Raw genomic sequence first — 15,202 nt, 5'->3', positions numbered from 1 at the left:
TTTTGGATTATAAGCAAGTACATGCTATTCATATGAGAAAAACTTGTTAGTGGGATAAATTTAAAAACCTTATAATCGAATTAATTAATATAATTCGATTATAAGGTTTTATTTTAAATATAATAATATTTACTGTGATTTTTTATCGAAAAATAAATTTAAATCTGTTTTGTCTGTGTCATCTGCTAAAGCATTGTGTATAATATCATTTAATAATTGCATTTTTTCTTTTTCAAAGAATGGGACACTAATATGATAAGGTGTTCCTGCTTTTTCAATTCTTAATATTGTTTGAATGCCGCTACCTGCAATTCCAATACCTATTAATAGAAAAATTAATCCACCAATAAAACTATCACTCAAAGTACCTAATCCAAATAAGAAGATTAGAATTCCTAAAATAATTGGTTTGAAAAAATACTTGGTAGATAACATAGCTCCAGAAATATTTTTTAGAGGAATGTTTTGTTGGTCTTTACCAGCAGGAATAAATCCTAATAATGTGTTGGATAAATTGGTTTTTACAAACCTATTATCAACGTCTACCCTACCTTTTATCCAAAAGAATAATAGGCTAGCTAGTTGAAAATTCAAGTCCTTTCATCTTTTCATCTCCTGTTATAAATTATTAATAATAAAATTGTAATATCAGTATATTAGAATTAAAAGGGAATAATGTATATAAATTTTTATAGATTGAAAAGATTAAGTAGGGATCAATCTTTCATGTATCAACAGTTGCAAAGCTAAAGAAATATATATAGCAGTCGTATTGAAAGAGAAGCTGAGTCAAGGTGAGGAATACTAAGACAATGAATTGGTGATGTGTAATCCTTTTGGAACGCTAATTAATCCTGCTAATGTTAGAAGAAGTTTAAATGCTTTGATTAAGAAAGCGGCTGTGCCAAAGATTTGATTTCATAATTCACGTCATACATATGCAACTTTGTTATTGGCTAAAGGTGTGAATGTGAGAGTGATTTCCGAGCGACTAGGACATAGTAATATCAAAATCACATTAGACACTTATTAACATGTACTGCTGCCAACGGTGTAAGAATATGCTGTTAACAAAATAGAACAGATTTTGTAGGGAATGTGACCAATTCTGTGACCACTGGTGTTATAAAGTATGAAAGTAAACAAATAAAAACCGCATCAAACGTTAATTTGACACGGTTTCTACAATTATGAACCCTACTGGCCTCGAACTTAAGACCTCCACCTTGTCAAGGTGGGGTTTAATTTATTAGTTTTCTTCTTGCATTATAAAATTCCAAAAACGTTTTAATTCTTCACGCTTTTGGGATGGAGCAAGTTTTATATCATTTAACCATTGATCTAGTTCTTTATTGTTTCTGTCCTCTTTAACATTAAAATCTCGCCCTAGAAGAAAATCAGTAGACACATTAAAGTAATCTGCTATACGTATCAAGGTATTGTAATCAGGTTGACGTTCATTGCGTTCATACATACCAATTGTACTTTCACTTAGTTGAAGTGATTGGGCAAGTTCTTTTTGTGTAATGCCTTTTTGTTTTCTTAAATCACGAATTATATTTCCAAACGTTTTCATTCTATCACCTGATAATATATTAACACATTATGTGTTAAATAATTAAAATTTTTAAAAGTTGATAATTATAATCTATTGACAACACAAATTGTGCGGTTTATATTTTAATTAACAACACGAAATGTGGTTTTAGGGGTGAGAATGTATGAATTATGAAAGAGTAGCTGAAAATCTAATTAACTTAAGAAATGGAAGATCTAGAGAAGAGGTGGCAAAAGCAGTGGGAATCAGTATTAGTACATTACAGATGTATGAAAATGGACAGAGAATCCCACGAGATAATATAAAAATAAAATTAGCTAATTTCTATGGTGTTACAGTCCAAATAATTTTTTTTGATTCGGAACAACACGAAGTGTGTTGAATAATGTTAGACTTTTAAGATGCTGTAGTGATTTTTTAGAAATGTAAGCTTAGAAAATGTATTAGGCAATTTTACATAAAATTATAATGTTTTTATCATTATATATAAATTATAGGGGGATTTACATGAACATGAAAACATTTGAAATGCGTGAAAAACGATTAGCAGAACTATTAGGTGCAAAGGTACTATGGGAGTTTATAAGTGCTGTAACAGAGGAAATAGAAAAACAAGAGTTAGAGTCTACACCAGGTTTATTAGAAGATCTATTCATACATGTGAAAGAGACTATACAAATTCAAAACATGAACAAGAGCATAACAAAAGCCCCTGTACAAACAGAGGCTGATGGTATAAATAAAGATACATTATTTATGGAAGCGTATGTAGAATTAATTAATCATAAGTTTGTTATTTCTGAATTAGCTGTAGAGCTTTCATCTGTTCTAAAAGAATTAAATTGTTTTGTTCAATCATCTTTGCCACAGCTTCAAAGTGAGCTTGATTCTCAAGAACCTCAATCTGCTTCTCTTTAGGGAGTGATTGGAGTATTTCTTTTATTTCTTTACACTCGTATATGTTATTCTCCGAGTCTTCAATTAATTTATTGCGACGATTGGTGTATTCAATTGCACCTAAAGTCGCTAATGCACGAGGGTCTAACCCTAGAATTTCCATGTATTCCTCTCCTTTCCTCTACAATAATTCGATAGGGGGAAGGAGATTCCTTTAGTGATTTTGTTATATAACGTGTTACTTATTAGTGGGAATGTTATTTATCATGGATGAAATACAATTAAATTTAAAAGAATCCTCAAACTCTCAATCATTTTTCCTGACTAATCTCCATATGGAGGATTTGTTTATTTTTATTATGAATTTTGAATTGTATCCTTTAAAGGAGGCTAGATATTCATATGAAATAGGGGGCAAAGGATATATCAGAGACTTTTAGAAATGGAATACTAACAAGTGAAATTTTCTTATAAATTTAACGTATTTCCCGAAAGAATTTTCATTCCTCAAGCGTGTGAAGGGCGTAGCCCGACGATAGGTGGGAGATGAATTTCGGTACGCGACTTGGAAAAAATGTTGCTTCTTTTCGATATAAAATTAAATAATTTAAATATTAGGTGTTGCTTGTTGCGAAAAATAAGTACGCAACATGGGAAGAATGTTGCTTGTTTTAGTAAAAGAGTACGTAACATGGGAAAAGTGTTGCATGTTTTGCAGGAAAGGTACGCAAGATGGAAAAGATGTTGCGTGTGTAACTTCTAATTAGTGAAAAACAAATTTTGTAAACTTATAAAAATTTAGTGTGTTTTGGCTATTAAAAATACGAAAGGAAATTCTTGAATATAAATTTACATAAAAAAGAAGCATAGAAAAAGCTTTAGTTCTATACTTCTTACCTCATTAATAATCTAGTTTTCTCTCAAGCATTGGCTTAAAATCCACTACTAATAGAACTAATTATTTTTTTAACATTTATAGATGTAATGCTATAAAAACAATAGCGTTATGTAGTGAGTGAATCAAAACAACAATCCAAAAAGCAGATATTGTAATTTCAACTTTTTCATTCTTTTTTTGATATACCCAATAAGCATAGTTATATAATACTCCAATTATTGCTGTAACGACTATATAAGTAATACCATCTGAATGACTTAATCCGAATATAATTGATGCTATTAAAATAATAAGATAAACACGCTCTTTAATAAAAGGAATACATCTTAATACCCAAAATAAAAACACCTGAAAAATTACTGTTTCATATACAGGTGCCGCAAATACTCCTACTAAAATCTGTATAATAGCGGGATCTTCCTTTATCGGATGTTGTTTTATCGGTGGCAAAAATAAATCTAATGGCATCACAAGTAAAAATGAACCCAATACAATAAGTAATACAAACCAAATTACAGGTAAAACAAACATAAATTTATTTAATCTTTTCAGCATATATCTTTCTCCTATTCCTCCCTATATCAATATAATTATATATTGAAATCATATTCATGCAATAAGTAACTTCAATTTGCAACAGGACATTAATTCTTCATTATTTTTTCGGTATCTAAACAATAGGAATCCTTATTGAATGCTCAATAAAAATATATTCTATCGAAACTCTAATTAGAATGGTATGAATGATTAGTATCAATTGATATAATTGTATTAGAAGCAATTAGGAGAATTATTAGTGGAAAAGTTAAACGTACTATTTCAAAACACTTTATATATAGCGTACCCTCTACTTACTGGTGTTGAGGGAAGTGAAAGAGTTTTAAATAAGTGGCAACAATTCTATCAAGATGTAGAAAGAGATCTACAGAGGATATACAACTCAACTTATTCGTCACAGACTTTCGAAAGACTAGTGAAATGGGTTTCTAAAAAGGAAGCTTTAGGATTATCGGCGATAGACATTCTTCCAAAATTAGATAATTATAAGGGAGAAATTTTTGAATGTCTAAAAGACGATTTATATATGGAATTTGGGATTAAATTGCCTGTTGTCGCAAAAGAATTACCTTTAGATACAGAGGCTAAGAGTGATTACATAGAGCGAAGTAATGTAGGGTTTATGTACCATTTATCAGACACTATTGCTAAGAATAAGTTTACAGATGACCAAGATAAGAATGTACGTATTGCTCAATTGCAGGATAAACAAAATAGTCTAGTGGTAGTATCATCACACAATGATGGTGATATGAATTACAAAGAGAAGAGTTAAAAAGATGGAATACACTGATTGATCCAACTTTTTTAACACGAGTAATGGATGATTTGACGGAGGACTGCCTCGATATTGTTACAGAACTATGGGTAAGGAGTGCGGAAAATGATAAGACTATTGTGCCTGTACATTATGAACGGATATTAGATATGTGTAATATGAAGCAAATCAAAAATGTTAAGGCTTATTATCGAAAAGAGGACAGATTAAAGATTATGGAGCGTTTAGCTGCTCTTGCTAGTATTTTTATTTATGTCAATGAAGATAATGAGATTGTAATTTTAAATGAAGAGGATCCCAATGAAACCTTAGCTTATAAAAAGCAAAGAATTAGAAGGCTATTTGTAATGGATGAAATTATTATTGCAAAAGACATTGATACGGGTAAAACATTAGGAATAGAGAGTATGAATGTTACTCCAGGGAGCTTTTTATCAAAATATCTCTATGGATCTGAAAAATTAACAGGCTTATTATCTAAGAAAGCACTTGAGTATAATAGCAAGCAACAAAGATATCACAAACGATTAACCAGATATCTAAGTTGGCGTTGGCGTATTCAACAATCATATCAACATCTAACACATTCATATAGTATTGGTGGCCCTAAAGGGTTATTGCAAGTAATGGAGATTAGTATGAATAGAAAACCAAGCCTCATAAGACAAGTTTTCGAAAAGACGTTAGATGATCTTATGAGGGACCAAGTTATTAAGGAATGGAAGTACTCTCCTGAGATTGATGAAGAGAAATGTAAGGGGAAAAACTGGTTTGAGAATTATTGGTTAAAATTAAAAGTAATTATTTCTCCTACAAATGAGCTTGTTAAATTACAACAAGAGTTGATTACTAAGAAAAGTAAGCAGCAGGCACCATTGGTCATTGAGATAGAAGAACAGCCACCAGTAATTGAAGAGAAGCCAATAAGTATACCAAATCAAGAAATACCTAATAGTATTGAGTTCTATATTGAAAAGATGAACACATATAAAGAGAAGAATAATAAAAGTATTCGTGAGTTAGCGAAAGAAATTGATATTTCTTATTCAACACTTTCAAGGATGTTATCCGGTAAAAGAAAACGATTAAATGATGACACAAAAAATAAACTGGATAAGTGGATAGAGAGACAAGAGGTAATGAACTTATTATAGAAAGCCTATAAAAGGGAAGGGATAAAAGGTGCAAAGAAAATGCTAGAAAATATAAAAGATATAGGAGTTAGCAATTGGATTGGTTTAGTCTCGATTGTGGTAGCGATTTTTATTGGTGTTAGATCAATAAAGATTGCTAAAGGGGCACTAGAACATAGTCAAAGGTCACTTATTGTTAATGAGAGCTATAAACCGATAATTAATGATATCAATAATTATCGTAATCTAAAACCATTTTCTACTCAACCTTTGGATTTTAGTGGGATAAAGGCAGTTAAAAACGGATATATATTTGATGCACTTGAGGAAGATTGGAAACAGAAAATAAATAAAATATTAGAAAAAGAAAATAATATAAATAAAATAAAAAAAAGCTTAGATGGAATAGCATCTAATTCTATATGTGAAGTCATTAATAAATATATAGAAAAAACGGATTACGAGGAAGAAGTAGGAAATATAGAATTTATGATGAAGGGTTCAAAACTTTACGATGTATTAATGAGCAATAATTTGTATTATCTACTAGTACATTCTCATGTAAAACCTGAAATTTATTGTGAGATTTTGGTTGAACATATTGAATATGATCCAGAGGCTGGTGAAATACCTGTTAAACGCTCAGAGTGTTTACTGCCTATTGAAAAAGCTTTTGAAAAATATATGAATATAGGGTTAGATCCTAATAATGAACTCCCCCAATTTGATATCGACAATGTAGAAGAACAAATAATGCGAGTTATTAACAATAACCCTAAACATATAGTGATGGAGAATGAGCGTACAGAACTTATTAAAATCTTTAATATATTACAAGATGAAATAAACGAGCGAATTAGAGAGTTGATTATTCCAGGTCATAAAAAGAAAAAACGAATATTATAAAACGTTCACTTGAAAAAATTTAGTATAAGAGAAGATGTTGGATTATAGTACAGAAAGGAGCTGGTTTCCGCTATGATACCAGCTCTTTTTGCTGAAAAATCATCTAGAAATGTAAGTACAAATATAAAGCAGAAGCAGAACGTAAACATGTAGATGTAGTATAGCAATTTAACTAAGGAGAAAATTGAAGATTAAATGTCTTGAGGATGATCTTTGAATTTAGATAATAAGAATATATTTTTGGGAGAGTTAAGATGAATTTAAAAAATTTAAAAGTAATAATTATATTACTTAATTAAGCAATAATTGGTAAGATTAATAAATTGCAAAGTGTATAAAGGAATGTACTTATGTAACAGCTTATTCATGTTTGAATTGTATAATTAGAAGATTTATTAGGCTTTATTTAAAGTTTAGTATCTTTAATTTTTTGTTAGTGTTTAAAATTAGTGAAGATTTGGGGGAATAAAAGTGAATACCAAAGTAAAGATTAAACTAGATAGTATTCAGGAAATTCCAGATATAAATAACTATCCGGAAATATTAGAAGCGGCAAAATTAGGGAATCTTATTATTTTTGTGGGGGCTGGGGTATCAAAATTAGTAGATTTACCACTGTGGAATCAATTTGCTCAAGATAGGCTCAACACTATATATTATGATGAAAACCTAATAGACTATCGAACTTATGAGGGGTTAAAAAAACTAGACGCAAAAAAATTATTAACAATTTGCGAGATTTTAATGAAAGAAAAACAAATCAAACCAAAACCAGCAGAACAGGTATTTGCGATACAAGATTATGAAAAGTATCAAAATGTATATTCTAAACTATATTCAATGAATGCCATTTATATAACTACAAATTATGATGAATGTTTAGATAGAATAGCTAAAGAAGTAGAAAACAGTAGAAAATTAGATGAAGATATAAATACCAATGTAAACAGTAAATCGTTACAAAGTGAATTAAGCCGAGAAATCGTATTTGAACGTTCAGACATATTAGAATCCAAGCTTAAAAATGGAAATGTAATTCACATACATGGCAGCATAAAACAAGAGAAAGATATGTTAGTTACTTTAAATCATTATTTAGAGTGTTATGGAGCGAATTCTGAAAATACATTTCCTGAGTTATCAGTTTTCTTAGATAAGGTATTTAATTCAAAGTATGTAGTTTTGTTTATGGGATATGGGTTAGAGGAGTATGAGATCTTAGAGTATATGCTATCTAAAAATACTAATCCTGAGTATAAGAAAAAACATTATATGCTATATCCAACTTATAAAGAAGATTATAAAATGGTTGAGCTACTTAATAAATACTATAATAACTTAGGGGTAGAGTTAATTTCTTTCGATATTAGTCGTAATGGTTTTTCACAATTAATTCCTATAATTCATGAGTGGGCAGATGTCTTAAGTGAAGTGAGTAAAGAGCAGGATTATATGCAAAACATTCAACTAATAAAGGATGTTATTAAGCGAGAAGAACAAAAAGCATTTAGAGCTGGAATAAGAGCTGTAATAGATTTAATTGAGAAGGACGAATCATTAGGAGACTATTTATTTGAAAATGTTGATGATGAAAGGTGGTTCGATTACCTGAAGGAAAAAGGATTTTTCAATCCAGAAAAAGTCCCAAGTCCGGAAAAGGAAGGGGATAACTATCAGGTAAGATACTGGTCTCAAACTGATTACTTAAAGAAGGTTGTACAACATGAAAGTAGAATAAATGACATTTTGCAGATAATTAATAAGATATCAAACTATGAAGATGAAAAAGGGGAATCTCTGGATAATTATCTTGTTTGGAGTGAATTTATTGAAATTTTAACTAATATTCCTAATGAGTATTTAGATTTGAAAGTGATTAATGTTATAGAAAAGTGGATGAATTCAAAATATGGTGAAGAACGTATTTCTTTTGAAGTCGGAAAAAAACTTTTACCTAAGTTCATAAATTCTAAAGAACCAAAAGACATAGAAATGGCTGAAAACATTATAATGTTATTACTAAAGTTAGATTGTGAACATAATCTAATAAAACTTAAAAGTTATCACTTTTATAATATATTTAATGAAAATATGGTTAATATAATTTCTAAGGTTTGCTCTGAAGAATTGTTAATATATATTAAAGAACAGATAAATAGGTTTCTTGGGGACTCAGAAAGTAATGTAGTGTTTACATGTGATGACAAACAATATGCAATTAAGGTATTTAATTTTGCAGAAAAGTATAGTATTAAGATTTTAGATGAAAGTAAATTTATTTATGAATTTGATTTAGAACAAGTGGAATTAGAAGAATTTGTTGAACGTGTTGCAAATTTTATTAGTAATAAATTTGAAGGGAAAAAAATAGAATCAGATTTAAAAAATAAAATTAGGTTTGTTTATTATGGTTTATATAACAAAGAGGTTTTTTATTCTCTTCATGATTCAAATGAAAAAGGCAATCAAGATGGTATAGAACTAATTCTTAATCTATTAAAAAGATTATTAGTTTCTAAAGAAGATAGTTTTATAGAAAAGTTTTTGAGTAATTTAATGAATGAAGAATATTTTTTATTCCAAAAAATCTTGTTATATGTAATAGGTAAAAATTCCCCAATGTATAATCGTATATTCTGGAATATATTATCTTGCGAAAAAGGGAAAATTATATTTCAAGAAGGTGCATTCGAAGATGAATTGAGGGTGGTTCTAGAGAAACTAGAAAATATAGAGTTGCACAATCAAGAGATACTAATGGATTATATTGAAAAAGGTCCAGATTTATACTGGGAAATTGAAAATGAAGAGAAATATAAAGAAATTTGGAAAATGAAAAGATTGAATACATTAAAAGAAATCCCATATTTTAATGAACAATATAGAAAGTTAAAAGCAAAGAATGATATAGATGTTAAAATGGGACCAATGATAAAAACAGAGAAGATAAAAATAGATTCCAAATCTGTATCCATAGATGAGGAACAACTTCTTAAGATGACAAATAATGAGTTGGCAGCATATATAAATGAATTTAAAGTAACTAATTTTTGGGAAGGTCCTACAACTAACGATTTAGGAAGAGTAATAAAAGAATTTACTAAAAAGCATCCAAATAAGATAGTAGAGAATTTACAACCTTTCATTAATACAAAATATGATTATATCTGTCAAATATTACTGGGGTTAATTGACTCGTGGAAAGAAAAAAAATCATTTGATTGGGGAAAAATCTTAGAATTTATTTTAAGTTATATAAATAGAATAGAATTTTGGAGTGACAATTATAAAATAGATGATGGAGTATATTATGCAGATTATAAATCTACTTTAAAGTGTATTTTTTCCCTATTAAGAGCGGGTTCAGAATATGGAGAATGGGCGTTTGAAAATAAACATTATCCTAAAGCTAAAGAAATTTTATTGTATATATTAAAAGAAATAAAAAGTGTAGAAGAAGTAGATTTAAATAATGACCCAATATCATATGTCTTAAATTCTGTTAAAGGACAAGGCCTGCAAGCGTTATTAAGTATGTCATTGTTTAATAAAGATGAGAAGAATATTTGGGATACCGAATTCAGAGAAATATATGCTGACTACTTAGATAATAAAATAGTAGATGCGTTTATATTATTAGGTTGGAAACTATCCCTATTTATTTCTTTAGAAAAAGATTGGACCATTAATAAGGTTGAAACAATAAATTTAGGGGATAAGTATTGGATATCTTTTATGACAGGATATACTCGTAGTGGACGTATTTCTAGTGATATTTATACATTAATGAAAGAACATTATAAATACGCTATTGATAATAATATCCAATTAAAACAAATAGCAAGGGATATTGCTACAGGTTATTTAGACAGCTGTTACACAGATAACGATTTATACGAGAAAGTTTTGGTCACATGGAATCATGAAATAATTGGTGAGTTTATAAGAATGTTTTGTTATCAAGTTGGGCGTCCTTTAGAAGACGATATTAGGAGGAAAATTATTGAATTTTGGGAGGCGTTCTATCAGCATTATAAGAGCTGTATACCAAAGGGAATAAGTAAAGAAGATACAATACTTCTATCAGACTCGTTGAATCTAATATCCGTATTAAATGATATTAGTAGAGAGAATTATCATATGTTAGACATCGCTATACCTTACGCAGAAGCTAATTTTAATGCTTATGAAATAATAGAAAGCCTATATAAGAGAATAGATTCTAGTGATACTATAGAAAAAAGATTAGTTATAGGCGAGTTAATGGATAATTTGATTAAGAGTTGTATACCTAAATATCCTAAAGAAATAATAGAAAAGCTCGTTGAATATCTTTATGAAGCCAAGGAAGAACGTTTAAATAAATTAGCGAATGAAATCTGTAATATTTACGCGAAAAATAGAGAGTATTTTTTAAATGATATATATACAAAATATAATGAGTAGAGTTAAAAAAAGAGCCCTATTATCTGGGCTCTTTTTTTATGCTATCCTAGAAAACTTTTCTTTTGCTAAAATACTAAAAAAGCACATTAATACACCAGATACAGCTGCTTTTTCATCAAAGAAAAGAGCTATAAAAAATAGAGAGAATATAAATAACATAGCTAAAGATCCTTTAAGTTTAATTTTCATAAATTGCATAGCCTCCTAAAAAATTTGTTACTAGCTGCCTAGTATTGCATATTATACTTATCGAGGCGTCGTATTTTAATAGCAAGTTAGCGCATATTTTCATATTTTTAAAAAAATCTTGATATAAAAATTCAAATTGTGTAATATATGGGTATATTGTTAGTTTATTTGATTCCGTTTATTCCCACACCTTTTTTGTGTTGTGGTTGAGTTGTAGAAGCAAGTTGCGTCTTGTTTCATTTGTGAAAGGGCTTCTTTGAGCCGATTAGTGTATATATAGCTTATTTTGCTATGCACATTATTAATCGACTTGAAGAAGCCCTTTTTGTGTTGTTTTCAAGTTTGCAGGCGGGGTTATTTATTATTCATAAAATAACAAATTAAACAGTAGAGGAGATAGTAAAATGAAAAAAGATTGTAGACACTTACAACTAGTACCAACAGTAGAGGAACATAAAACACGAATGGAAAAAATCAGAAATCATATGCTGCAGCAGCGATGTCATCTGAATCCAGAGCAAGAGTAAATCAAATGAGAGGGTGTTTTGAAGCAGAAATTATATTACCAGATGGTAAATTTCAATATTTCAAGCCACATGCTCTTAATGAAAAAGAAGCCACTCAAGAAATCGCATTGTATATTGAAGGGATTCAGGAAATGAAGGTAGGTTATGTCATCTTATGGCGCTTTGTTGGGCAACAAAGTTTTTATAGTGGTACTAAGATCGTAGCCGAACCAAAGTTACGTAAATTTATTCGTAAGCTAAAAGATTACTTTTTTGATTATGAAGAAGTGGTTTATGAAACTGAAAAATAAGTAGGATAGAGGGATATAAGTATGAAAAAGGATAACATTTGGGTAGTGTTAGATGATCCAAAAGAGCAGGAAACAAGAGAGCAATCCAAAGAGTCGGATGATATATTCGCTGGTTTGGATGAGCTATCGGAGATTGCAGATGATTTACTACCGTTTTAATAAAGTCGAGGTAGTGTATAGAGGGTAAAAGGAAGAACTAAGTGATGTATGTACTTGGATCTTCCTTTTTTTATTGTAAAAAAGAACTTGGAGGGAACGATTATGCGGTGCGAGACGTTCTCGAGTAAGTAATGCGGGAGCATAGGCGACAACGAGGACTATTCTTAATTGTAGAAACATCGAAAACAATAAAGAGTAGGATAACTGTTCAGGCGAGTGAGAGGAATGAAGGAGTAACGCCCCGAAACTCTCCCAGTGAGATTCCCAACTGCATACACTCGGCAGAGTGAGATGTTGGAAGCAGGGTAAAACATGCGGTTACGGTTCGTAGTGTCTATATGGATAACCGAAAGCCAGCAGGAATAATAAACCGGCTGGAACTAACTAAGTACCGTATGCTGTCAACCGACAAGGTGAGAATGTGTAAACACTGACGAACTTGCGAATGTACACCTCGATAGGTTTACGGGTCAGAAATGATTCGGAGTCTGAAAATAAGACTTGTCTAATGGATTGGAAACATCGCATAGTGACCAATCCTAACGTTGTTACAGGCAACGGAGCTAGACACGGGGTAAAGCAAGCACCTAAATCGGAGATTGAAAGATCTTTAAAACAACGATAGTCTGAACGGAACGTCGAAAGCCACTAACGTTGGGTCTATGACTCTATCGGCGGATATAGTTGAATACGAAACGGGTAACCGAGGGAAGTATTCTTAATAGTGGTGAGAGTAGTGGCACGACCGTTGAAGATTCTGTAATGGAATTGGAGGAACAGCCACAAGCCTATTTGTAGGAACTGAAATTTCATCTAATCTTGCATGGATTCTGGTAAGACTCAAAAGGTCACCAAATCAATATGAGAGTAGGTGATAGACCATGAATGATAGAACTAAGTCCACGCCAAAGAATAAGAAACTAAGACACAACGAATACTACGGTATCCAAACTTTCTTAGATAACTTATACCAGAAGGCAACAAAGAAAAATTCTTTTAAAAATTTAATGCCTATCATTATATCAGATGAAAATATACTCCTCGCGTTTCGTAATATTAAAGGAAACAAAGGGAGTAAAACAGCAGCTTGTGACAATGTAAACATTAAGGATATTGAGAGAATGGAACAAAGCTATTTCTTGAACGAAGTAAAAAGACGCTTTCAAAACTACCAACCGCAGAAAGTAAGGCGCAAGGAAATACCGAAACCCAATGGGAAAACCAGACCTCTGGGAATACCAAGTATGTGGGATAGGATTATCCAACAATGCATCTTACAAGTAATGGAGCCTATCTGTGAAGCACACTTCTGTAACCGAAGTCATGGATTTCGCCCAAACAGAAGTGCTGAAAATGCTATAGCAGACGCAACAAAACGGGTAAATCAGCAAAACCTTACATATGTGGTGGATATAGACATTCAGGGATTCTTTGACGAAGTAAGTCACGTCAAACTCATGCGCCAACTATGGACACTGGGTATTCGTGACAAACAACTACTAGTCATTATCCGGAAAATATTGAAAGCGCCAGTGCAACTGCCTAACGGCAAAACGATATTTCCGACCAAAGGTACCCCGCAAGGTGGTATCCTTAGTCCACTACTCGCCAATGTTAACCTTAACGAATTTGACTGGTGGATTAGTAATCAATGGGAAACTTTCAAAGCCAAGAAGGTAAAGCCGAGATTGAAAGATGGGATTTGGAGTAATGACACTGTAACATATTGTCTATCCAAAACATCCAAGATGAAACCAATGTATATCGTAAGATACGCAGATGATTTTAAAATCTTTACAAATACACGTAGGAATGCGGAGAAAATTTTCGAAGCAACTCAAATGTGGTTAGAAGAACGTCTAAAACTGCCTATCTCAACCGAAAAGTCTAAAGTAACCAATCTGAAAAAGCAACAGAGTGAATTCTTAGGTTTCACTCTTAAGGCTGTAAAGAAAGGTAAGAAGAACGGTAACACACGATACATTGCAGTAACACACATCTCTCCAAAAGCACTGGAAAAAACAAAACAAGATTTAGCAAAACAAGTGAAAAGGATACAGAGAACCCCAAACTCTAATGAAACAATTAAGAGAATCAGTATATACAACAGCATGGTCATTGGTAAGCACAACTATTATAAAATAGCAACGCATGCTTCCCTGGATTTCAGTAAAATGAACCATAGTCTTGGTCACATGATGTATAACAGATTCCCAAAGTCAAAAATTAGAGGAAAAAGCAACACAAACGGATACACGAATATAGGGAAATATAAAGGGAAAGACAGAGGTATTAAACCATACCTAAAGTCAAAAGCGATGAGATTTCTCATGAAATGTCCTATTTTACCAATCTCCTATATTCAACACAAAAAACCGATGATGAAAAAGCAATCTATTAACAGATACACCGCAGAAGGACGAGCCCTTATACACAAAAACTTGGCAGAAATAACCGAAGCGGAACTGAAATGGTTAAGAGAAAACCCAGTTATAAATGAACGGGCAACCATAGAATACAATGATAATCGAATTTCTCTTTATATTGCACAAAAAGGAAGATGCAGTGTAACAGGTGAGAAACTCTCGCCTTGGGACATCCACTGTCACCATAAGCGATTATGGAGTGAAACAAGGGATGACAGCTACAAAAATCTTACCATCATCAAGCCAAGTGTCCATACACTAATACACGCGACCAATATAGAAACCATAAACCAATTCCTCAATAAATTAAAACTCAACGAGGAACAGTTAGGCAAACTTAATAAATTGCGGAAATTAGTCAAAAATGAGGAAATCTGTATGTAATCACAAAATGAAGTGGATATGGAACATGAACAACTAGCGTTGTTTGCTTAGAG

10 protein-coding genes and 3 pseudogenes are annotated in these 15,202 nt (G+C 31.2%); 9 read left to right on the top strand and 4 right to left on the bottom strand.

Features of this window, described 5'->3' with window-relative positions; translation table 11 throughout:
- Nucleotides 1-129: 129 nt before the first annotated feature.
- On the bottom strand, nucleotides 130-594 hold the full coding sequence (locus tag QCI73_RS29050) for a hypothetical protein (protein WP_002163793.1): 465 nt from the start codon (nucleotides 592-594) through the stop codon (nucleotides 130-132).
- Nucleotides 595-731: 137 nt separating this feature from the next.
- On the opposite strand from QCI73_RS29050, the pseudogene QCI73_RS29045 reads away from it, so the two are divergent.
- Nucleotides 732-1,033, top strand: a pseudogene (locus QCI73_RS29045) (tyrosine-type recombinase/integrase); the annotation flags it as partial.
- A 216-nt stretch (nucleotides 1,034-1,249) separates the two neighbouring features.
- On the opposite strand, the gene QCI73_RS29040 reads toward QCI73_RS29045, so the two are convergent.
- Nucleotides 1,250-1,576 carry a helix-turn-helix domain-containing protein gene (locus tag QCI73_RS29040; protein WP_000846665.1) on the bottom strand — a complete coding sequence of 109 codons (327 nt, stop codon included), beginning with the start codon at nucleotides 1,574-1,576 and terminating at the stop codon, nucleotides 1,250-1,252.
- A gap of 145 nt (nucleotides 1,577-1,721) precedes the next feature.
- Between QCI73_RS29040 and QCI73_RS29035 the strand changes: the two genes are divergently transcribed.
- Complete coding sequence (locus QCI73_RS29035) at nucleotides 1,722-1,940, top strand: helix-turn-helix transcriptional regulator (RefSeq protein WP_001105579.1); 219 nt, start codon at nucleotides 1,722-1,724, stop codon at nucleotides 1,938-1,940.
- 125 nt (nucleotides 1,941-2,065) lie between these two features.
- The gene (locus QCI73_RS29030) at nucleotides 2,066-2,476 is read left to right on the top strand and encodes a hypothetical protein (RefSeq protein ID WP_001056459.1); all 411 of its coding nucleotides are present in this window, start codon (nucleotides 2,066-2,068) and stop codon (nucleotides 2,474-2,476) included.
- A 952-nt stretch (nucleotides 2,477-3,428) separates the two neighbouring features.
- Here QCI73_RS29030 and QCI73_RS29025 read toward each other — a convergent pair.
- Nucleotides 3,429-3,908, bottom strand: coding sequence for a CPBP family intramembrane glutamic endopeptidase (locus QCI73_RS29025; RefSeq protein ID WP_000919812.1), 480 nt, complete (start codon nucleotides 3,906-3,908; stop codon nucleotides 3,429-3,431).
- Nucleotides 3,909-4,149: 241 nt separating this feature from the next.
- Between QCI73_RS29025 and QCI73_RS29020 the strand changes: the two are divergent.
- The 3 genes and pseudogenes from QCI73_RS29020 (at nucleotide 4,150) to QCI73_RS29010 (ending at nucleotide 11,174) form a co-directional block, all read left to right on the top strand.
- Nucleotides 4,150-5,843: pseudogene (locus QCI73_RS29020) on the top strand (helix-turn-helix domain-containing protein).
- Between the two features lie 39 nt (nucleotides 5,844-5,882).
- On the top strand, nucleotides 5,883-6,728 hold the full coding sequence (locus QCI73_RS29015) for a hypothetical protein (protein ID WP_000892295.1): 846 nt from the start codon (nucleotides 5,883-5,885) through the stop codon (nucleotides 6,726-6,728).
- 471 nt (nucleotides 6,729-7,199) lie between these two features.
- Entirely contained in the window at nucleotides 7,200-11,174 is a 3,975-nt protein-coding gene (locus QCI73_RS29010; protein ID WP_001093518.1) for an SIR2 family protein, read from the top strand.
- Between the two features lie 36 nt (nucleotides 11,175-11,210).
- On the opposite strand, the gene QCI73_RS29005 is transcribed toward QCI73_RS29010, so the two are convergent.
- The gene (locus tag QCI73_RS29005) at nucleotides 11,211-11,363 is read right to left on the bottom strand and encodes a hypothetical protein (RefSeq protein ID WP_000694591.1); all 153 of its coding nucleotides are present in this window, start codon (nucleotides 11,361-11,363) and stop codon (nucleotides 11,211-11,213) included.
- Between the two features lie 404 nt (nucleotides 11,364-11,767).
- Between QCI73_RS29005 and QCI73_RS29000 the strand changes: the two are divergent.
- From QCI73_RS29000 to ltrA, 3 genes and pseudogenes are all read left to right on the top strand, one after another.
- A pseudogene (locus QCI73_RS29000) lies at nucleotides 11,768-12,180 on the top strand (DUF6018 family natural product bioysynthesis protein).
- 21 nt (nucleotides 12,181-12,201) lie between these two features.
- Nucleotides 12,202-12,339, top strand: coding sequence for a hypothetical protein (locus QCI73_RS28995; protein WP_000711001.1), 138 nt, complete (start codon nucleotides 12,202-12,204; stop codon nucleotides 12,337-12,339).
- An 881-nt stretch (nucleotides 12,340-13,220) separates the two neighbouring features.
- The gene (gene ltrA / locus QCI73_RS28990) at nucleotides 13,221-15,149 is read left to right on the top strand and encodes a group II intron reverse transcriptase/maturase (RefSeq protein ID WP_000999901.1); all 1,929 of its coding nucleotides are present in this window, start codon (nucleotides 13,221-13,223) and stop codon (nucleotides 15,147-15,149) included.
- The last annotated feature ends 53 nt before the right edge of the window (nucleotides 15,150-15,202 follow it).

The organism is Bacillus cereus group sp. MG16, assembly GCF_040459875.1.
Classification (GTDB): Bacteria; Bacillota; Bacilli; order Bacillales; family Bacillaceae_G; genus Bacillus_A; species Bacillus_A paranthracis.
The sequence above is the reverse complement of the archived record's forward strand: the minus strand, read 5'-3'. Positions and strand labels throughout refer to the sequence as shown.

Bases quoted from the DNA above. Each gene is read 5' to 3' on its own strand.
- QCI73_RS29040 (WP_000846665.1), bottom strand. From the start codon at position 1,576: ATGAAAACGTTTGGAAATATAATTCGTGATTTAAGAAAACAAAAAGGC.
- QCI73_RS29035 (WP_001105579.1), top strand. From the start codon at position 1,722: ATGAATTATGAAAGAGTAGCTGAAAATCTAATTAACTTAAGAAATGGA.
- QCI73_RS29030 (WP_001056459.1), top strand. From the start codon at position 2,066: ATGAACATGAAAACATTTGAAATGCGTGAAAAACGATTAGCAGAACTA.
- QCI73_RS29025 (WP_000919812.1), bottom strand. From the start codon at position 3,908: ATGCTGAAAAGATTAAATAAATTTATGTTTGTTTTACCTGTAATTTGG.
- QCI73_RS29015 (WP_000892295.1), top strand. From the start codon at position 5,883: ATGCTAGAAAATATAAAAGATATAGGAGTTAGCAATTGGATTGGTTTA.
- QCI73_RS29005 (WP_000694591.1), bottom strand. From the start codon at position 11,363: ATGAAAATTAAACTTAAAGGATCTTTAGCTATGTTATTTATATTCTCT.
- QCI73_RS28995 (WP_000711001.1), top strand. From the start codon at position 12,202: ATGAAAAAGGATAACATTTGGGTAGTGTTAGATGATCCAAAAGAGCAG.
- ltrA (WP_000999901.1), top strand. From the start codon at position 13,221: ATGAATGATAGAACTAAGTCCACGCCAAAGAATAAGAAACTAAGACAC.